The following is a 19526-nucleotide window of genomic DNA, read 5'->3' as shown; positions in this document are numbered from 1 at the left end:
GCCCAACATAGGGTTGCCGAAAGTGGGGCTTAGTGCGTTAGGAAAACGTTCCTCTTTCTATTAATTTTATCTTATGGGGAAAGAGCGAAGTTTTTAATCCCACCTTCGGCAACCCTCATCGTTAGTGGCAATGGCGGACGACACCCAAACCGATAGTCACGCATGAAGTAAACCGACAGGATAAGAATATGGTAATAAAAAAAATAATTTTTGGACTTTCGCTTTTGATTGCAACCTCAGCATTTAGTCAGAAAAATCAGATTCAAGTTTTAAGCACAGAGAAAACGTTAGGCAAAAGCCTTGTTGACAGTTTCGTTATCAATGGAGTGGAGTATGTTTTTTCTGACAGAATTCACGAAATATTTCTTGACACAACATCAGGAGTTTTAACCGCTCAATTAAGAGGATTAAGCAAAAACGGAAAATGGCTTAACAATACAGGACACATTGTTCAATATGACATTAAGAATCAAAAAGTTTTGTGGAATAAAAAAATTGCTTACCAGCAAAGCGGTTTGCAACAATTCAACAAAACAATGATTTATACAGTCGGGAATAAAAGTTATTGTCTGGACATTAAGACAGGAAACGAACTTTGGGAAGTCAAAAATAACATTTATTACGTTGATCCAATTGACAATATTGGCGTAGGCTATAAGTTTAAAAACTCAACAGGTTATACTAATGAACTTGAAGGAATAAATTTGAAAAATGGTAACATAATTTGGAAGAGAACTTTGAATAGAGACTACAGTTGGAATAACGTATTTTATATTAATGACTCCACAATGATAGTTGTCGCAGCAGGTTTGCACGCCATAAATATAAAAACGGGAAAGGGTTGGGACTATAACACAATTACAGGTAAAAAGGACTATAAAGGAACGATTGCCGCAAACGCAGCCGGAGTTGCTGTCGGTTTATTGACGGGCGCATTTGTAATGTCCACGGGGCATAATTTAGTGCGAGATTTAGTATCAAACACATTAACTGATAGTTCCAATATTTATTTTGCTTCAAATGAACAACTTGTGAAAATTGATAAGCAATCGGGGGAAATCATTTGGAAGTTTCCTTTTGCAAATGACATAGCTAGCAAATCCTCAATCTTAATAAAAGACGACATAATATTTATGGTTAATAAAGGAGTAGCGTATATGGGCGACAGACGATTAGATTTTGGCAAGCCATTCTTTGCAGCTTTTGATAGACAAACTGGCAAAAAAATATTTTTCACAGTTATGAATGTTAAAGACGACCCGATCTTAAATTTTGAGACACACAACAAGGAAATTTTTTTGGTCTTTAAAAACAGAATTAAAAAATACTCGATGGAAACGGGGATAGAGATTTTAGAAAGTGAATTTCCAAAAGACACTTTTGGGGAACTAAGATATTTTGTAGGCAGTCAGGTTTTTACAACATTGGAAAATGGTGAACTTTCAAGTCTTCGTAAATCTGATACAACCAAAGTATTCATTTTTACAAGTCAGGACAAGATATTATCTCTTGACATTAATTTGCAGGTGACAAAAACTATTGACTACAAAGATTTGAGTTTTTATTACGAGCAGACATCAGACTATAAATTTATTGCAAAAGAAAAAAACACATTGATTGTCAATAACGAAGGAAAAAAAATTGCTGAAGTTGAAGCGACATCAAAAGCTTTTATAATTGACAAGACATTATACAATACACAAGACAATAGATTTATAGCAATCGACTTGGGAAAAATAATAAAGGATGAATAAGGCCACATGCCACTAACAATATATTTGCGCCAGGCGGGGTTGACGTGTAGTTGAGAGTTTTGGTATCTTTATTGCGTTTGGTGTCGTGGACAGGACGCAGTTCCAAATTCCCGCCCGATCGCAAATATTCACGTTGGCGGTAATGCCCGCTGACGACCAAGAAAATAGATTGATATAATTGAACTTGATGACTAAAAGACTGCTAACCTCAATTTTTGTTTCGCTGACAGTTTATAGCTTCGGACAAAGTCCAAAAGAGCAGCTTAAAATTGCTAACGCTGCAAATGTAGTTTTGACAGATTTTTATCAGGAAATCTCATTTACTGACAGAGGTGGCTACTTTATCATTCCTGTTACTATAGGTTCACAGACATACGACTACATATTTGACACTGGAGGATACAATACGGTAACAACCGACATCATGACTAAGAATATGCTACCTGAACTAATGAAGGTTTCCGTTGGTAGTTCGAATCAAATTAAGTCCGAAATAGTTCTAAGTAAAATACCCAGACTTAAGGTTGGTGACGTCCAGTTTACAGATGTAGGAGTTTTTAACTTTGATTTTAATGAAGCTCCAGTAATTAAGTGCTATACTAACGGTGGACTTCTTGGAAAAGGAGTTATCAAACAAGCAGTCTGGCAGATTGACTATCACAACAAAATTATACGACTGGCTGACAATTTAGAGAAAATGCCAAATCTCAAGAATTCAGTTAAACTCAAAGTTGAGCTAGACAGAGTACTAAATCCTTTTATTCAAGTAGAAATTGATGGACGCAATCAAAAGTTTATGTTAGACTTTGGTTATGGTGGTTTCATTTCACTAACAGAAAAGACAGCCAATGAGTATCAGTTTGCCAATTCTATTGAAACATATGGTGAAGGGACTATTGGTGCAAACGGGGTGAACAAGGAATCAATGTATGTTTCACGTTTGAAAACTGTTAAAATTGCGGGACAAAGTGTAGCTAATCAAGTTGCGTTCTATTCTAAGTCAAACAATTATAATTTGATTGGTTCAGAGTTAGCTAGATATTTTATTGTGACACTCAATTTCAAAGAAAAGGAATTGATATTAACACCTTTTAGTGAAACTCCAATTGACCAATTCAATTCATTCGGAGTAGATATGAACATGAATGGTAAGGACATCTACATAAGCAGACTATATAAAGGATTGAGTGGTGACATTAACGGTATAAAGCTGAATGACACTTTAGTTAGCGTGGACAAATTATCGGTTGACACCGCGAATTTATGCGATAGTTTTTTCAAAATAAGAGACATGCTTTATCAGGCTGACAGTTTAAATATGAAAGTTAAGCGGGACAACGAGGAGGTGGAATTTAAACTTAAAAAAAGCAGATGAAGTAAGGCACTACCGCCAACAAAATGTTTGCTCAATGGTGCGGTGACGTGTTACTCAAAGTGTTATCTTCGTTCCACGCTTTGGTGTCTGGGACAGGACGTGGCTTCGAAACCGCACCACTGCGCAAACACAAACGTTGGCAGCAACGCACTACCCGCCACGGCCGACAGCGCGCGGGACGGATTTGCGCACGTGGACGGACTAGGTTTTTGAAAATGTTTACCTCCGAAAATTTTGTTGCGCGACAATTTTTAGCAGACGTTTGACACATCGCCTTGACAGGTTTTTTACCAGCGACCGGTCGACAAGAAATTGTTCGACTGGGACAAATTTTCAATGACAACATTTTTTATCAGCCGACTTTTTTGACGGAGTGTTCTTCCAACACCTTTGCCAGCGGACGGCTTGCATTCAACAAACTATTTTCTGCCGACAGTTTTTTTGCCATAGACATAGCGACAAAAAGCTTTACGGCTTCAACATTTTTTTTGCCCGCAGACGGTTTGACGGTGGATAAAGTATTCTCGGGCGACAATGCTGGAATTTATACTTGACGTTTGGCCAATTTTCGGTGGACGTTTTTCATGGACAGTTTTGCCGCCACCGAGAGGAAAAGCCTTTGACATTTGCTCGACTGTTTGACGAACGAAAATGCGCTGCTGCCAACAATGTGCTTATGCCAGTCGGGGGTTTTGTGGGTTATTAAGTTTCGTGCTTTCTACTTATATTCGTGCTGTGGGACAGGGCGCAGGTGTTTAACCCAGCCCGGCATAAGCACTCACGTTATGCGCAAGCCCCGCGAACGCGCAGGATCTTGAGACCGCAAAACAAAATTCATCCCGCGCCTTTGCTTATTTCTTTTGCAGCTTTTCAAATTGGTTCACCATTGCGTGGGGACGGTGACGCGGTCGACAATTTCTTCACCGCGCCACGCCTCACCGCTCCGGGACAGGGACGTAGGCGCACCCGCCACGTTGGACGGTTTTTCGGCCCCTGAACAGTTTCTGGGGCTGTTCGCATAACAAAAAGTTTATGCCAGCTGCGGGGTTGGTGCGGTTATTCGGTTTGTTTTACGTAATTTAGCTCTGCCACGTGCGACAGGGACGAGCTCCGAGAACCGCAGCCGTCACAAACTAGGCCGTTACCAGCAATGTTAGAAGACCACTCAAACACCTAACACGACTTGTAAACGCTTGACAAAACTAAAATTTGCATTTTAAATGATAAAGACTGTAAGTAAGATTATAAAACAATTATCATCAGAGCCAAAAAAACTGTTCCTAATTGACAGTATAGGGGCTTTGACTACTGCGTTTTTATTGTTTGTAGTATTGAGAAATATCAACGAATACTTTGGAATGCCTGAAAGAATATTGACTTTCCTTTCTTTGATTGCAGTTTGTTTCTGTATTTATTCAACAACTTGTTTTTTTGTCATTAAAGCAAACTGGACACCTTATATTAAGGGTATTAGTATTGCTAACCTGCTTTATTGCATCTTGACCATTGGTCTTATAATTTTCTATCACCCTCAACTTACAACTATTGGGATAGCATACTTTTTAGGGGAAATAGCCATTATTTGTGGACTTGTTTACATTGAACTTAATGTTGCGACTGAAGTCAACAAAAGACGAATAAATAATAAAAACAGATGACTGACAGGGAAACACTGCTGGTAACAGGGGTTTTGCGAAATTGGGGCTGAAGGCTAGCAAAAAGTTCAGGAATTTTACTAAATTCGTTCTAGTTCTGAAACGATTGGCATTTTAAACCCCAACTTCGCAAAGCCCCGAAACGTTGTGCGCAATGAGATAAACGAAGTTGGAATCGATGACTATAAAAGAGACGTTTGAACAGAAAGGTGCCTGGGAACTAGTATACATTGTCGGATTCTGCGGCCCTATTTTCGCAGCAATATCGGATTTGGTTGACAACTCGATTGAAAAAATACCATTGACAATAATTGGCCTTTTTATCAGTGTAGGCTTAGGATTAGGGATTTATCGACTGGTAAAAGCGAAGACGCATTGGATAAAGAGTATTGTAATTGTAACTAGTATCATTTGTATTATTTTATTGTCTATCCCTATTCAATCATTTTCGAAAAGGTTGACCTACGACACCTGTGACATATGCGGATTCGTTTCGGTTGACAAGCAAACACATGAATGCCAGATGTGTGTATCAAAGGAATGGGACGACAAAATGATGACTGGCTATACAGATAAAGAACAGTATATCAAGGAGGAGCAATTGTTCTGGTTCTCGACTGAAAGCAGTGGTGAAAAAGTAAACTTTTACATACCCGAAGGCGAGCGAAATAAAAATAAATTCCCAAAGGACGGGAATTGGAAACCTCTGGTGACAGATCAAGAAGTTATCGAATATAGTAGAAAGAACTGGCGAGAGTAACTCACTGCGCACAACAAAATGTTTCTTCAATGGTGCGGTGAGGTGTAATCCAAAGTTTATATCTTCGTTCAACGTTTGGTATCGGGGACAGGACGCGGCTTCGGAAGCGCACCACTGAAGAAACACAAACGTTATGCGCAAGCCCCGCGAACGCGCAGGATCTTGAGACCGCAAAACAAAATTCATCCCGCGCCTTTGCTTATTTCTTTTGCAGCTTTTCAAATTGGTTCACCATTGCGTGGGGACGGTGACGCGGTCGACAATTTCTTCACCGCGCCACGCCTCACCGCTCCGGGACAGGGACGTAGGCGCACCCGCCACGTTGGACGGTTTTTCGGCCCCTGAAAAGTTTCTGGGGCTGTTCGCATAACAAAAAGTTTATGCCAGCTGCGGGGTCGTTGCGGTTATTCGGTTTGTTTTTCTTAATTTAGCTCTGCCACGTGCGACAGGGACGCGCTCCGAAGACCGCAGCCGTCACAAACTTAGCCGTTGGCGGTAATTGCAATCGAACAAGATGGACACTCAGGAATCATTCATCCAATATTCTCTGTCTAAATCACAAACAGTTCAGTCTGTTAGGGAAAAGGCAATTGAAATGGCTTGGCTAAAGTTGGACTTTTTTCTAAGACAATTTACAACAGCGAATCCAGAAAGACCAGACGACACTTCTTGGGACTCAATCGAGCTGCACATCTTTAGCGGGTTTGACGACCAAATGACCGAGGACAAATGCTGGTCTGCAATAAATATAGCGAACGAGAAATTTGGCAATGGACAAATTATTAATGTACAGCAACTTTACAAAAACCCTCCGAAAAGGAGACAATTTGGCGACTTAAGAAAGAGAAATTTAAAGATGCTGTCGATATACTTGTGAATGGAGACCCTTGGCCAAAACATCCGGAGGGACCAGCAGAACTTACATTTTATCACAAGTTCTATTTGAAGTACTTAGAAACAAAAGATATTTTGAAGGGACAAACACTTGAATCTGGAATCGTGTTTTGGCTAAAGAGAAATAGTTTTTGCTCACCGACAATAAATTTCCCATTCAACCAAGCAGACGATAAATTTTGGGACTATGTTAAAACCATTGAACCCTATTTGCCTTTTAAGTTTGATCCAAAGAATTTGAGACGAGTGACAAAGAATAAAAAAGGGACAGGCTACGTATGGAGGAAATTGTAAATTGCAACTACCGCCAACAATATATTTGCGCCAAGCGGGGTTGACGTGTATTTCAAAGTTTTGTTATCTTTATTCCGTTCGGTGCTTGGGACAAGACGCAGTTTCAAATTCCCGCCCGATCGCAAATATTCACGTTATGCGGCATGCTAAAAAGGCGACAACTATGAGAAAAATATACTTCCTGACGACACTCATTTTCACAACGATTTTAGTTAATGGTCAAGATATTAAACTGACTGACTACTTATTGTATCCGCGACTCGACAGCACATATTGGCAAAAGGACAATGAAGTGTTGAATTCAAACTATTCAGAAATTGCCAATCGCTGCCAGACTTGCGTTTTCAACGAAACGGACTCGACCAGAGGACGATTTTGCTTTAATACATCGTTGGGACAAGTTCAAATGGACACAACGCTTCACAATTTTGGAGTTGAGAAATTAATTGGCAAATGGGACGTAATTAACTTTGGACTATTTGAAGTTAAAGACAGTCTATTGACCGACTCGAAAATATACTATAGAAGTTCAAAGATTTTGAATGAGCAAAAAGGCAATAATGGCTACATCACTTTCACAGAAAAACGATTTAAGACGTCATTAATTGACAAAAAGGAAATTCCGAACAAGAGTAAACTCTATAAAGTATTGAACGGTAAATTCTTAACGACAAAATCATTAACTGGTTTTTGTGGAGCAACAATCATAGGACTGACAAAAGATGGACTTCTAATAATTGACGACCACACGTACAGGACACTTGCAAAAAAGGAGCGGTATTTGACAGTAAAGACTTCAATTAGACGAATGATATTAAGGCGAAGCACGACCGCATAACAATATATTTGCGCCAGGCGGGGTTGACGTGTAGTTCAAAGTTTTGTTATCTTTATTCCGCTTTGTGTTTGGGACAGGACGCAGTTTCAAATTCCCGCCCGATCGCAAATATTCACGTTAGCGGCAAGCATTTTTGGAAAGATTAGAGCTAAACAATTAAATGGACTATTGGTACACCGCGACAGAGACGTACGACAAAGAACATGAAGACGGCTCTTCTTGGACAAAGTACATTGAGTTTAGCAAGCTGACTCATTTGACAGAATTAGTTTCATTGGACGCCATGTTGAATGGACTAGTATTCGAACCCGACCGAGGGGAAAACGGGGACTGGGACTTTATTATCACAGACAGCCTTTATGAAACAGGACTCTTCAACTCACTGGCCTACGTAGTCAAAAAGGTAAAGGATAAGGAGCGGTTTAACCTTTTGACAGTTGTTAAAGAACCGAAAGAGAAGTGTGAGGAAATAAAAATAGAGGAATTCGAATTTGTCGGTTACGAGCTGCTTGACAAAGATTACTCGACAAGTGCTCTTTCAAATTGTGGTGGTTTTGATGAGACATTCAAACCGATTGACTTAAATCATTTCGGCCTCATTGACACATTTGATAAAGCTTACGACATCCGCGATCGACTCTTTAAAAACAATCCAGAGGAACATCACGCGGACTGTAATGTTTTAGCAATTTGGCGACACAAAGAAATGGGACGGGTAAAAAATGCCTGCCGCTAACAAAAGCTTATTGCAAGCGGGCGGGACTGTGCGTCATTGAAGTGTGCAGTTCTTTGTTTATCTTTATCTCGTTGGACAGGGCGCAGGTTTTAATTGCCCGCCAGCAATAAGCTAACCGTTGCCAGCAATTGGACGGACTCCGTGGACAGAGATTTATAATATTTAAAGATTAATAACTTGACTTAATGAATTCAAGCTTTTTCTGGACGATTGTTCTTGTTGTACTTCGACTGACACTTTCGTATTCACAAAATATAAAACCTACAAGACAAGAGGTTTTAGACAAATTTGGGTTTACGGAACATACAATTACGACTTCAGACGATACAGTCTGGTTTTACGTTCATAAAAGTGAGAATAGAATGCCGACAAATTTAGTCTTGTATCTACAAGGGACTTCACCGGACCCATTATTTACGGTAGAAAATGATAAGGGAGTGTACACTACTTATCGTTGGTTTCCTGGAGATTATAAGTTATTAGACGAGAGTTACTGTTATGCAATTATTTCAAAGACTGGTATTCCTTCAATAAATTTTGGTGAGACGACTGACTATTCTAAATACCATGAAAACAATAGCTTACAAAATCGAGTAGAACAAGCTGACTTAGTAATAAAATACATAACTAAGAGATTGATAAAGGACATTGACAAAGTAATAGTTTACGGGCATTCTGAGGGTGCACCTGTAGCAGCTAAACTCGGGACAGTCAATAAAAAAATTACTCATTTAGGTTTTTGGGCTGGAAACGCTTTACCGGACCATTTTGACTTCTTGCTGGAAAATAGTAAGGCAAATTGGACAAAGCAGATTTCTGACAGCATTGCATTAAATAACACAAAAGAGATATTGACTTCGTTCCAAAAAATAACTGAGAACAAGGGAGACGTTAGTGCAAAAGGAAAACATGATTATTCAGCCAAGAGATGGTGGAGTTATGCTGAACCACCAATTTATAATCTATTAAAATTAGACATCCCGATTTACGTACAAGTCGCTGGAAAAGATGAAAGCGCTCCAATTGAAAGTACTTATTTAATTCCGCTTGAATTTGCTAGGCTCGGTAAGAAAAACTTGAGATATGAAATTTGCGCAAAGTGTGACCACGGATTTGTGATTGAAAAAGAAAATGGAGAGACACAAGACAAATGGGACGGAATTTTTCAAGAGTTTATTAGTTGGACAGTTTCAACAAAGAAATAGTCACGGTGAACAATTGGGAAGTCCAACAGCTGGCAACAGTATGTTTCTGCAATGGTGCCGTGACGAGTTGGTTTAAAGTTTTATCTTCGTTCAACGCTTGGTTTCGTGGGACAGGACGCGGCTTCGAAAAGGCACCACTGCAGAAACACAAACGTTACCACCAATGCAAAAAGACGATGATGCGTAGACGAACAATAATAGTTTTAATCGGACTGACCGTATTTTTTAATCCAACGTTTGGGCAGACGTTTAAACAACAGTTTGCTGACCTCGTGACAAAACAAGACACGACAGGACAACGACAACTTTTGCGAAAATGGGAAAATGCCGACAGCAAAGACCCCGAACTTTATGTTGCATACTTCAACTTCTATGTAACCAAAAGTAAGAAAGACTTCATTGAATTGGGCAATAATCCAAAAGGCGAGAATGTTTTAAAAATCATGGACAAAGACACGTCAAAAAGTGAACCTGTGGGTTATATGTATGGCAATTCAAATTACGATCCGAAAATGATTCAAAGGGGCTTTGACTATGCCGACAAAGGAATTGCAAAAAACCCGACACGACTTGATATTCGTTTTGGGAAGACCTACATGTTTGGTGAGTTAGAGGACTACAAAAATTTTACAACTGAAATCATTAAGACAATTGACTACTCAGAAAAAATAAAAAACAAATGGACGTGGACTGATAATAAACCAGTTGACGACCCGAAGCAATTTTTGTTAAGCTCAATTCAGACTTATCAATTACAACTCTATAATACTAACAATGACGACCTATTGAACAATGTGCGCCAAATTGCAGAGACCATTCTTAAATATTATCCTGACCATGTTGAAAGCCTGTCAAATCTTTCAATTGTTTACCTTATCAAAAAGGAGTACGACAAGGCGTTGACAGCGCTTTTAAAAGCTGAGAAATTAGCGCCAACCGACTACATTGTATTAAGCAATATCGCTCAAGCTTACAAGTTAAAAACGGACTATAAAAATTCTATAAAGTACTATGAGCTGACAATTAAATACGGAAACGACCAAGCGAAGAACTACGCCACGGGACAAATTGAGGAACTTAAAAAGAAGTGAGTTGCACTGGTGGTAACACTGTGCTTATGCAATAGCGGGGTGACGTGTGGTATCTTCGTTTTGTTTTCTTAATTTCGTTCTGCTTGTGGGAAAGGGCGAAGTTTCAAAATCCCGCTACTGGCATAAGCACAAATCGTTATGCCACATTGCCCCGCCCCACGAACACAAAAGGGGCGTGGAAGCCTTTGCCTTTTGTGCCAGCCCTTCGCGGGGCAACGGGGCATAACACCATATAGGCGAAATGGCTGCCCGTAAGCGGCACCAATGCAAAGGCCGCGCAAATCAACCCGCATCCAAAGCCCTTGCATCCGTGCCGAGTAATTACCGCTACGATCCACATTCAGCAAAAACTTCACAGGACTCACCATCGCCTCCAATTAAGTCAATTTGATAGTTGTATTCTTGAGCATCATCTTTAACAATACCTTTAAACGTTTTTGATTGTTCAAGTATATCTTTTGCGCTTCGATTACCCCTAAAGAATGTCCGTTGCCGTTGTCCTTCATATTCTTTTTTAAATTCAGCTCCAATCCAAGAATATTTTTCTTCCATGCTATTCATAAAATCAAACGCCTTCGGGTTTTCGTTAGCAATTTGAAATAGCTTTTTATCTGATTTTTTCCAACACGTTAGGCAGTTCCCTTGATAGCCTTTCAGTTCTAATCTAAACGGCATTTGTTTCCAAAAAAAATTAACCATTGGTTTAGTAGTTGGTATCATTTGGCGATTAACCAATGGGTAGATAAATCCATTTTCTTTGGCTTTTGCGTTAATTCTGTCGGCCTCATCACTTCTTATTCCAATAGCTGTATCATATTTCTCACTGTCAAAATAATCTCTTGCAAAGGCTTTGATTGGGTTTTGTTTTAATTCCCTTGTGCAATGTGGCATTGCCTGATTTGGTATTCCATATTTTTGAATTAACTCCTCAAACGGCTGTCCGTTTCTTGCTGCGGTTTCAAAATCAATATGCCAGTACGCTGTGGACTTTCTGCCGATTCGAGTCCTTGCCTGAATCCATTTAGTTTTAAAATCAAAATGATCATCACACTTTTTTATGAACTCCAATGTTTGCTCATTCTCTAATCCGGTGTTAGCAAACACGTAAACAACATTTTTATAGACTTTATCCTCTAAGTGGTTTTTAATCCATTGAGCCATGAAAGCGGACGTTTCACCACCAGAGAAAGAGACAAGTAAATTAGTTTTCATTTTATCAAGTTTGTGTTTCACCGCTCACACCGTTAAGCAACCCGCGCAAACCAGCGCACATTCAAACGTTGCAAAACCGTGTGGCTCATATAAATTCTCTAAGGCAGCCACTTCGCCTATATTTGATACGTTATGGCCAATTTGCGGGACGAGTGTGCATCCCCAATTTCGGTGACGACAAATGCCGACTGACTTCTGCTCGCTGACAATTCATAAACTTTCCGAGGACTTTGCTTCAAACGACTGACGGAAAATTTAAAAAATCAAAGACACCTTTTTAAACCCTTTTCTTGCGGACGCTTTTTCTCGTTGACGACCCGTCTCGGAATTATCTGCAATCGGACGACCCATTCTCGCGCGACAACTCTTAATGACACTTTCTGGCGGACGACCAAAACTCTTGCGCTGGACGACTTGCTCGCAAAACTTATCGGTGGACATTTTTCCTTTTTCACGGTCGACACTAAAACCCTAAGCTCGGTTGCAAACTGGCCATAACACAGGCTTGCAGAAAAGCGGGCGGACTGTGCGTTAGGAAAGTTCAGTGCGTTTCATTTATTTTATCTCGTGGGAGAAGGCGCAGGTTTTTAATTGCCCGCCTTCTGCAAGCCTAACCGTTAGCAACCATGCGCTAAGACGACCAAGCTAACGAATGACAAAGACGATAAGACCGTGTACGTGGACAATGTTCCCATAAAAACCCCTCCCGCATTTGGCACATTTGCAAGCCCCACAAACCCACGCGACACCCAAGCTTGCAAAAGAGCCAAATCATCCACACCGCGTATAAGCTGACAAAAAATTTGATATTCTGACTTGAATATTTATATTTGACAAAATATGTCAAGTAAATCCGGACAAATGGAGACCCTAGGACAAATTATTAAATCAAAACGCGAGTCTAAGAACTTACTTCTTAGACAAGTGGCTGCGTACTTAGATATTGACCAAGCAATACTGAGTAAAATAGAAAAGGGAGACAGGAATCCCAATAAGGAGAATATCAATAAACTCTCAGAAATTCTTGAAATTGACAGAGAAGAATTAATGGTTCAATTTCTTAGTGAGAAAATAGCTTACGAAATTGTTGAAGAAGATTGTGCAAGTAGGGCATTAAAAGTAGCCGAAAAGAAAATTAAATATATAAAATCCCATAGACGATAATTATGCCGCAAAAATGGAGATGGGACCAAGGTAGACTCACGTATTTTCAATACGAAAATTTAAAAGCTATTGCTCACACACTAAGACGCCTGGAGGGAGTAGAAATTAATCAGAAGGATGTTGACCCTCTTAGAAGTGAATTAGAAAGTTTTACAGGTCTACCATTTGCTCCAAGTTCATATCGAGTTTGGAGAAATTACAAAAGAGTGTTTGAGTGTTCATTCTTAGGGACGAATATTAATGACCGACTTTATGTTACTGATTTTTGTAAAAAAATAGTTGATGACACTATCGATGTAGATGAGTATCTCTCGCTTTTCATACCGCGATTTAGATTTCCATTTGCTGCATTCACTGATTACTCAAAATCAGATGAAATAGTTTATCCATTCTGTGCTGTATTAAAGTATCTGCTTTCACAATTTATAATTGGCAAAAGACCAACAGCTTCACTTGAAGAAGTTTTCTCACTAATTATTGGGAACAATTGCACTGGTCTTGAGCCAATAGAGCATTATTCAAAACTCCCATCAACAAGGTATTCTCCGGAAGGAGACGAAACTAGACAAGTGCGTGAAATGCTAATTTTCATAAGTCAACTTAGCATTCTAAAATGGCACAACGGTGCGCTTTATTTGGACATTTCGGCCAAAGACTATGAGGACTACAATGGTTTTAGTCATTTAACTAATCCAATATTTAAGCAGCCCAAAGAGTTAAGAGAGGAAGAATATCTCTCGATGACTTCGTTAACAGGTGAAATAGTTTATCCCTTTAAATTACAATCAAGAGAAATTCCTACTGATGACATTTTTGTTGAAGGTAAAAGGACAAGAGTTACTCACATAAAAATTGAACGGAGTCCTTTACTTAGAAGACTATTCTTTGAAAAGAACCCGGAAACAATTTGTGATATGTGTGTTTGTAATACAAGGGAGAGATACCCTTGGACGGATAATCTTCTAGAAGTACATCATATTCTACCTTTGTCATCAGCCCTTTTAATAACTGGTGAAGGAACCTCTCTTAATGACGTTGTTGGCCTGTGTCCGAATTGCCATAAAAGCGTTCATACTTTTTATAAGAATTGGTTAAATGAGTATAAGCTTGATGACTTCAGAAGTCGAGACGAAGCAAAAGAAATTTATGTTAAAGCGAAAACAAGCATAGTGGTATGATAAAAATTGACGAGAAAATATCGCTGAAAGAGCAAATTGCTTTATTAAAAAAATGTAAAGACAAGGACTTAGATTTAAATGAAGAGCTAAGGAAACTCGGACTTACCTATGACCATTTACGCTATAAAAACTACTCAGAAGGTGAAGTTTCATTTTCAGAATATAAGAGTATTGAAGACTACAAACAGAGAAATCATGGTATTCCTGCCGTAAGTTTCTTCTCAGGTGCAGGCGGACTGGATATTGGATTTGATTATGCTGGCTTTGATAACTTAGCATCTGTCGAAGTGAATGAGTTATTCTGCGAGACTTTAAGACTGAATTACCCTAATCACTTAGTAATTGGACCACCTGATTTTTCTGGTGATGTAAAGGATAAAGAGGAGATTGCTAAAGTTCTTAAAAAGTCTCTTGGAATTAAAGCACCATTCGATGGCGTATTTCACGGTGGGCCACCATGTCAACCTTTCAGTATTGCATCTAACCAACGTTTTGCAAAGGAAGACGAAAACTTTAAAAGAAAAGGTTTCTCAGACAAGGAGAAAGGAAATTTACTTAACGACTATATTTGGTTCATAAAGCACTTTAAACCAAAAGTATTTTTAATTGAAAATGTGCCTGGCCTCATTGAAATTGATAACGGAAAGGGTCTAAATAAATCTTTAGAAGACCTTGCTAAAATAGGTTATAAAATCGCTAAGCCTCATGTATTAAACGCTTCTGACTTTGGAGTTCCTCAAAAAAGACTTCGATTAATAATTATAGGCACACGACAAGGTTCCAATTTTGATTATCCTCAAATTAATCTCTCACCTACTCCTTGCTTTGATGTTTTCGAACGACCAATATTCGACAATGAAAATCATGTGACAAGGGAGCATACTGCGGAATCTATCTTGCGTTATATGGAACTTAACTATGGACAAAGAGACCAATTAGGTAGAGTTGATAGATTAAATCCATTCTTACCAAGCAAGACAGTTATTGCTGGGGGGACTAAAGGTGGTGGTCGTTCACACCTTCATCCGTACTCACCAAGGACATTATCCGTAAGAGAAAGTGCAAGACTTCAGACCTTCCCCGACAACTACATTTTCGTTGGACCATCCGCACGACAATTTACACAGGTAGGAAATGCTGTTCCTCCTTTGTTGGCTTACAAGGTTGCTCACGAAATATACAATCAATATTATCATTAATAGCCGCGCACACATTGGCAGGCCGCACATTCCGTCACACAACCAAAGCCAGCCAATAAGTGCGCTCAGTTTTGTGTAGGTGGACAAAGTGGTTTTCAAAAGAGTAAAAAAATAACGTGGGACAAGCGCACGGTTGCTAACAAAATGCATAATCAATGGCGGGGTTCAGTGTAAATTTGTAGTTTAGTTTTTCAAAATACGTTTGGTGTCGTGGGACAGTGACGCGCTTCGAATTCCCGCCACTGCTTATGCACAAACGTTATGCGCAAGCCCCGCGAACGCGCAGGATTTTGAATCTGCAAAACAAAATTCATCCCGCGCCTTTGCTTATTTGTTTTGCAGCTTTTCAAATTGGTTCACCATTGCGTGGGGACGGTGACGCGGTCGACAATTTCTTCACCGTGCCACGCTTCACCGCTCCAGGACAGGGACGCAGGCGCACCCGCCACGTTGGACGTTTTTTCGGCCCCTGAACAGTTTCTGGGGCTGTTCGCATAACAAAAAGTTTATGCCAGCTGCGGGTGCGGTGCGGTTATTCGGTTTGTTTTTCTTAATTTAGCTCTGCCACGTGCGACAGGGACGCGCTCCAAAAACCGCAGCCGTCACAAACTTGGCCGTTATGCGCAAGCCCCGCGAACGCGCAGGATTTTGAAACCGCAAAGCAAAATTCATCCCGCGCCTTTACTTATTTCTGTTGCAGCTTTTCAAAATTATTTCACCATTGCGTGGGGACGGTGACGCGGTCGACAATTTCGTCACCGCGCCACGCCTCACCGCTCCGGGACAGGGACGTATGCACACCCGCCACGTTGGACGGTTTTTCGGCCCACTGAACAGTTTCTGGGGCTGTTCGCATAACAAAAAGTTTATGCCAGCTGCGGGTGCGGTGTGGTTATTCGGTTTGTTTTTCTTAATTTCGCTCTGCCACGTGCGACAGGGACGCGCTCCGAAGACCGCAGCCGTCACAAACTTAGCCGTTATGCGCAAGCCCCGCGAACGCGCAGGATTTTGAATCTGCAAAACAAAATTCATCCCGCGCCTTTGCTTATTTGTTTTGCAGCTTTTCAAATTGGTTCACCATTGCGTGGGGACGGTGACGCGGTCGACAATTTCTTCACCGCGCCACGCTTCACCGCTCCGGGACAGGGACGCAGGCGCACCCGCCACGTTGGACGGTTTTTCGGCCCCTGAACAGTTTCTGGGGCTGTTCGCATAACAAAAAGTTTATGCCAGCTGCGGGTGCGGTGCGGTTATTCGGTTTGTTTTTCTTAATTTAGCCCTGCCACGTGTGACAGGGACGCGCTCCGAAGACCGCAGCCGTCACAAACTTAGCCGTTGGGCTATATTGCGAGTGCGAATTTCAGAGATCGCCTTTTACAAAGTTCTGTTTTCCCTATTTATTTACAAAGTCGCTGAAGGCACGTTGGAAGAAAGACGTTAGGATTTCTTTTCAAGTCTTTGCGGTGAGACCGTGAAAGTTCGCACTTTCAAACGGGTGACCCCGCTTTCAAAGACTTGGGGACGAAGTTAATCGTTTGGTTTGACAGTATCCAGATGTCAAACGATTACAAACGTTTAATTACGGCTAACGTGCCGAAGTGTGCCGTGTTAAAAGGGGGTAAATAACAGGGAAATGAACTTCGGCAGTCCAAGTAACGTGCGCATAATTTTCTTTTGGGCTATATTGCGAGTGCGAATTTCAGAGATCGCCTTTTACAAAGTTCTGTTTTCCCTATTTATTTACAAAGTCGCTGAAGGCACGTTGGAAGAAAGACGTTAGGATTTCTTTTCAAGTCTTTGCGGTGAGACCGTGAAAGTTCGCACTTTCAAACGGGTGACCCCGCTTTCAAAGACTTGGGGACGAAGTTAATCGTTTGGTTTGACAGTATCCAGATGTCAAACGATTACAAACGTTTAATTACGGCTAACGTGCCGAAGTGTGCCGTGTTAAAAGGGGGTAAATAACAGGGAAATGAACTTCGGCAGTCCAAGTAACGTGCGCATAATTTTCTTTTATACGCAATGACTTGGCCATAAAAGGCGAACTCGAAATTGCAACACCGCCCAACATAGGGTTGCCGAAAGTGGGGCTAAGTGCGTTAGGAAAACGTTCCTCTTTCTATTAATTTTATCTTATGGGGAAAGAGCGAAGTTTTTAATCCCACCTTCGGCAACCCTCATCGTTATAGCCAATGCGCTAGAAAGATTCTTCCCCAACTACCAACGACAAATAAGTGGAGTAGTTTTTTTAGATCGATGCGACAGAAGAAAAGAATTTTAGAATTATCCATAAAACTATTTAATAAGAGACATCATCAAAGGTTAAACTAACCTAAACATTTTATGAATCCATTTAGTATCGTTAACTATTATTTGAGACTGACCATCCGACTTTCATTTACCTTGCTATTTTTCATTCTGACCCCAGACCTATTTGGACAAAAGATTTATGAAGGGGTTGTCAAAGATAAATTGACAAATGAGGCCATTAGATATGTAAATATTGGTGTCTTAAACAAGGACATAGGAACTGTATCAGACAATGAAGGGAAATTCAAAATTTCACTATCTGAACAGAATAATAATGATTCTCTAAGACTATCAATTGTAGGTTATAAATCCAGACAATTTAGGGTGTCGGATTTTAAAGCTATGATTGTTTACGATAAGGAAATAAAACTAGAAGAGGAGATAACGAAACTTTCTGAGGTCGTTGTTTTGAGTAAAAAAACAAAAGAACAAATTGAAGGTAATAAGACCGAGTCAAAGAAGTTTAGAGGAGGTTTCACAAATAGTGAATTGGGAAATGAATTAGGTATTATCATTAACATAAAGAAAAGGCCGACTTACATAAAAGACTTTAACGCATTTATTGTGGAGAATACATCGGACTCAATGATATTTAGATTGAATTTCTATGACTTAAAAAAGGGACTGCCAGGCGACAGAATAAATACAGAGCAGATTATTTTTCCCATTCGGACAAAGAATGGAAAGTTTACATTTGATCTCAGTAGTTACAATATTGTAATGACTAATGACTTTTTTGTTTCGTTAGAGCTTATTGAGAATTTCGGACAAAGAAGCAAAAAGGGAATATTATTTTCAGCGGGACTTCTCGGAAGTTCATTTATAACTAGAGAAACCAGTCAGGGGACATGGAAAAAGTATAAAGCTATTAGTCTAGGGTTCAATGTGACGACAGAGTATTAATTAATGAAAAGCTCCCCGAATTAAGATTGGAGAAAGCGCACTGGCTATAACAAAATGTATAAAACATGGCTGGGGTTCAGTTTTAATTTGTAGTTTAGTTTTCAAAATACGTTTGGTGTCATGGGACAGTGATGCGCTTCGAAAGCCCAGCCACGTTTCATACATAAACGTTGGCAGCAACCTTTTTTAAAAAAGATTTGACCACATAAAAGAGTGGGACGACTTCACAGACGACAAAACAAAACTTTCAAACAGGGACTTTAAAATAAAAACATGGCCGAATGCATTAAGTGTGGACAGTTTACAAAGTACAATGGCGGACTGTGTACAAAATGTTATAATGAGAAAAACAACAAGGACTCAGGACCTGAGGACAAGGACATAGACGAAGATGAAGATGAAGGCGGACTGACCGAAAATGAGAGGAAGTATAGATATGGAATGATAAAGGGGAGAATTGCGGAGACACTAATTCAAGAATTGTTTCTAAGTCTTGAATATAATGTTTTCAGGTACGGAATGGAAAATACAATTCCAGGAATTATGGAATTATTGAAAGGTGTTCGTTCTGACGTTTCTCAACACATTAGGCGAATGCCTGACTTTGTAATTCAGCATCCAAAGACAAAGGAGGTTTATTTTATTGAGGTGAAATTTAGAGCAAGCGGAGACTTCAAGAAAAAGGACTTGCCGAAAGACTATCCCTACGAAAATGCTTACATAATACTTGTTTCAAAAAAACATATTAAATGTTTGACAGTGCAGGAACTGTTAGACGGAAAAGAAATAACACCTGAATCAAGAAACTATCTTGGTAACAGAAAGGAGTTCGACTTGGACAAAGACGTGATTATTGACTTCTGCAACTTCGCTATACAGTTTTTTGAGAGTGTGTGAAAAAAGGCAGCTGCCAACAAAATGTTTGCGCAATGGTGGGGTGACGAGTAAGTTCAAAGTG

General features: G+C 39.9%; 16 protein-coding genes. 14 read left to right on the top strand and 2 right to left on the bottom strand.

Annotated elements, in window-relative coordinates; all coding sequences use genetic code 11:
* The first annotated feature begins 188 nt into the window (after window positions 1–188).
* Window positions 189–1754, top strand: a complete 1566-nt coding sequence (locus KA713_09630; GenBank protein ID UXE68807.1) for a PQQ-binding-like beta-propeller repeat protein — start codon at window positions 189–191, stop codon at window positions 1752–1754.
* A 187-nt stretch (window positions 1755–1941) separates the two neighbouring features.
* Window positions 1942–3129: a hypothetical protein gene (locus KA713_09625; protein UXE68806.1), complete on the top strand. Its 1188-nt coding sequence runs from the start codon at window positions 1942–1944 to the stop codon at window positions 3127–3129.
* Window positions 3130–3481: 352 nt separating this feature from the next.
* Here the strand turns inward: KA713_09625 and KA713_09620 are convergent, their stop codons facing one another.
* Window positions 3482–3664, bottom strand: a complete 183-nt coding sequence (locus tag KA713_09620) for a hypothetical protein (GenBank protein ID UXE68805.1) — start codon at window positions 3662–3664, stop codon at window positions 3482–3484.
* A gap of 685 nt (window positions 3665–4349) precedes the next feature.
* Between KA713_09620 and KA713_09615 the strand changes: the two genes are divergently transcribed.
* The 7 genes from KA713_09615 (at window position 4350) to KA713_09585 (ending at window position 10602) form a co-directional block, all read left to right on the top strand.
* Window positions 4350–4787 carry a hypothetical protein gene (locus tag KA713_09615; GenBank protein ID UXE68804.1) on the top strand — a complete coding sequence of 146 codons (438 nt, stop codon included), beginning with the start codon at window positions 4350–4352 and terminating at the stop codon, window positions 4785–4787.
* Window positions 4788–4962: 175 nt separating this feature from the next.
* The gene (locus KA713_09610; GenBank protein UXE68803.1) at window positions 4963–5544 is read left to right on the top strand and encodes a hypothetical protein; all 582 of its coding nucleotides are present in this window, start codon (window positions 4963–4965) and stop codon (window positions 5542–5544) included.
* A 942-nt stretch (window positions 5545–6486) separates the two neighbouring features.
* Window positions 6487–6732: a hypothetical protein gene (locus KA713_09605; protein ID UXE68802.1), complete on the top strand. Its 246-nt coding sequence runs from the start codon at window positions 6487–6489 to the stop codon at window positions 6730–6732.
* 163 nt (window positions 6733–6895) lie between these two features.
* Window positions 6896–7570, top strand: a complete 675-nt coding sequence (locus tag KA713_09600) for a hypothetical protein (protein ID UXE68801.1) — start codon at window positions 6896–6898, stop codon at window positions 7568–7570.
* A gap of 160 nt (window positions 7571–7730) precedes the next feature.
* Window positions 7731–8306: a hypothetical protein gene (locus KA713_09595; GenBank protein ID UXE68800.1), complete on the top strand. Its 576-nt coding sequence runs from the start codon at window positions 7731–7733 to the stop codon at window positions 8304–8306.
* Window positions 8307–8491: 185 nt separating this feature from the next.
* Window positions 8492–9511, top strand: coding sequence for an alpha/beta hydrolase (locus tag KA713_09590; protein UXE68799.1), 1020 nt, complete (start codon window positions 8492–8494; stop codon window positions 9509–9511).
* A gap of 179 nt (window positions 9512–9690) precedes the next feature.
* Window positions 9691–10602: a tetratricopeptide repeat protein gene (locus tag KA713_09585; GenBank protein UXE69090.1), complete on the top strand. Its 912-nt coding sequence runs from the start codon at window positions 9691–9693 to the stop codon at window positions 10600–10602.
* 327 nt (window positions 10603–10929) lie between these two features.
* Here the strand turns inward: KA713_09585 and KA713_09580 are convergent, their stop codons facing one another.
* Entirely contained in the window at window positions 10930–11814 is an 885-nt protein-coding gene (locus KA713_09580) for a phosphoadenosine phosphosulfate reductase family protein (protein ID UXE68798.1), read from the bottom strand.
* A gap of 861 nt (window positions 11815–12675) precedes the next feature.
* On the opposite strand from KA713_09580, the gene KA713_09575 reads away from it, so the two are divergent.
* The 5 genes from KA713_09575 (at window position 12676) to KA713_09555 (ending at window position 19465) form a co-directional block, all read left to right on the top strand.
* Complete coding sequence (locus tag KA713_09575; GenBank protein ID UXE69089.1) at window positions 12676–12978, top strand: helix-turn-helix transcriptional regulator; 303 nt, start codon at window positions 12676–12678, stop codon at window positions 12976–12978.
* A gap of 2 nt (window positions 12979–12980) precedes the next feature.
* Window positions 12981–14156: an HNH endonuclease gene (locus KA713_09570; GenBank protein UXE68797.1), complete on the top strand. Its 1176-nt coding sequence runs from the start codon at window positions 12981–12983 to the stop codon at window positions 14154–14156.
* Window positions 14153–15355 (top strand): DNA (cytosine-5-)-methyltransferase, encoded by a 1203-nt coding sequence (dcm, locus tag KA713_09565; protein UXE68796.1) that lies wholly within the window; start codon window positions 14153–14155, stop codon window positions 15353–15355. The genes KA713_09570 and dcm overlap by 4 nt, the downstream gene beginning before the upstream one ends.
* A 2343-nt stretch (window positions 15356–17698) precedes the next feature.
* Window positions 17699–18568 carry a carboxypeptidase-like regulatory domain-containing protein gene (locus KA713_09560; protein ID UXE68795.1) on the top strand — a complete coding sequence of 290 codons (870 nt, stop codon included), beginning with the start codon at window positions 17699–17701 and terminating at the stop codon, window positions 18566–18568.
* A gap of 273 nt (window positions 18569–18841) precedes the next feature.
* Window positions 18842–19465 carry a hypothetical protein gene (locus KA713_09555; GenBank protein UXE68794.1) on the top strand — a complete coding sequence of 208 codons (624 nt, stop codon included), beginning with the start codon at window positions 18842–18844 and terminating at the stop codon, window positions 19463–19465.
* Window positions 19466–19526: the final 61 nt, after the last annotated feature.

Origin of the sequence: Chryseotalea sp. WA131a, from assembly GCA_025370075.1 — a bacterium.
Classification (GTDB): Bacteria; Bacteroidota; Bacteroidia; order Cytophagales; family Cyclobacteriaceae; genus ELB16-189.
The sequence above is the reverse complement of the archived record's forward strand: the minus strand, read 5'-3'. Positions and strand labels throughout refer to the sequence as shown.

Coding starts and splice junctions, on each gene's coding strand:
- KA713_09630 (UXE68807.1), top strand. CDS start 189: ATGGTAATAAAAAAAATAATTTTTGGACTTTCGCTTTTGATTGCAACC.
- KA713_09625 (UXE68806.1), top strand. CDS start 1,942: ATGACTAAAAGACTGCTAACCTCAATTTTTGTTTCGCTGACAGTTTAT.
- KA713_09615 (UXE68804.1), top strand. CDS start 4,350: ATGATAAAGACTGTAAGTAAGATTATAAAACAATTATCATCAGAGCCA.
- KA713_09610 (UXE68803.1), top strand. CDS start 4,963: ATGACTATAAAAGAGACGTTTGAACAGAAAGGTGCCTGGGAACTAGTA.
- KA713_09600 (UXE68801.1), top strand. CDS start 6,896: ATGAGAAAAATATACTTCCTGACGACACTCATTTTCACAACGATTTTA.
- KA713_09595 (UXE68800.1), top strand. CDS start 7,731: ATGGACTATTGGTACACCGCGACAGAGACGTACGACAAAGAACATGAA.
- KA713_09590 (UXE68799.1), top strand. CDS start 8,492: ATGAATTCAAGCTTTTTCTGGACGATTGTTCTTGTTGTACTTCGACTG.
- KA713_09585 (UXE69090.1), top strand. CDS start 9,691: ATGCGTAGACGAACAATAATAGTTTTAATCGGACTGACCGTATTTTTT.
- KA713_09580 (UXE68798.1), bottom strand. CDS start 11,814: ATGAAAACTAATTTACTTGTCTCTTTCTCTGGTGGTGAAACGTCCGCT.
- KA713_09575 (UXE69089.1), top strand. CDS start 12,676: ATGGAGACCCTAGGACAAATTATTAAATCAAAACGCGAGTCTAAGAAC.
- KA713_09570 (UXE68797.1), top strand. CDS start 12,981: ATGCCGCAAAAATGGAGATGGGACCAAGGTAGACTCACGTATTTTCAA.
- dcm (UXE68796.1), top strand. CDS start 14,153: ATGATAAAAATTGACGAGAAAATATCGCTGAAAGAGCAAATTGCTTTA.
- KA713_09560 (UXE68795.1), top strand. CDS start 17,699: ATGAATCCATTTAGTATCGTTAACTATTATTTGAGACTGACCATCCGA.
- KA713_09555 (UXE68794.1), top strand. CDS start 18,842: ATGGCCGAATGCATTAAGTGTGGACAGTTTACAAAGTACAATGGCGGA.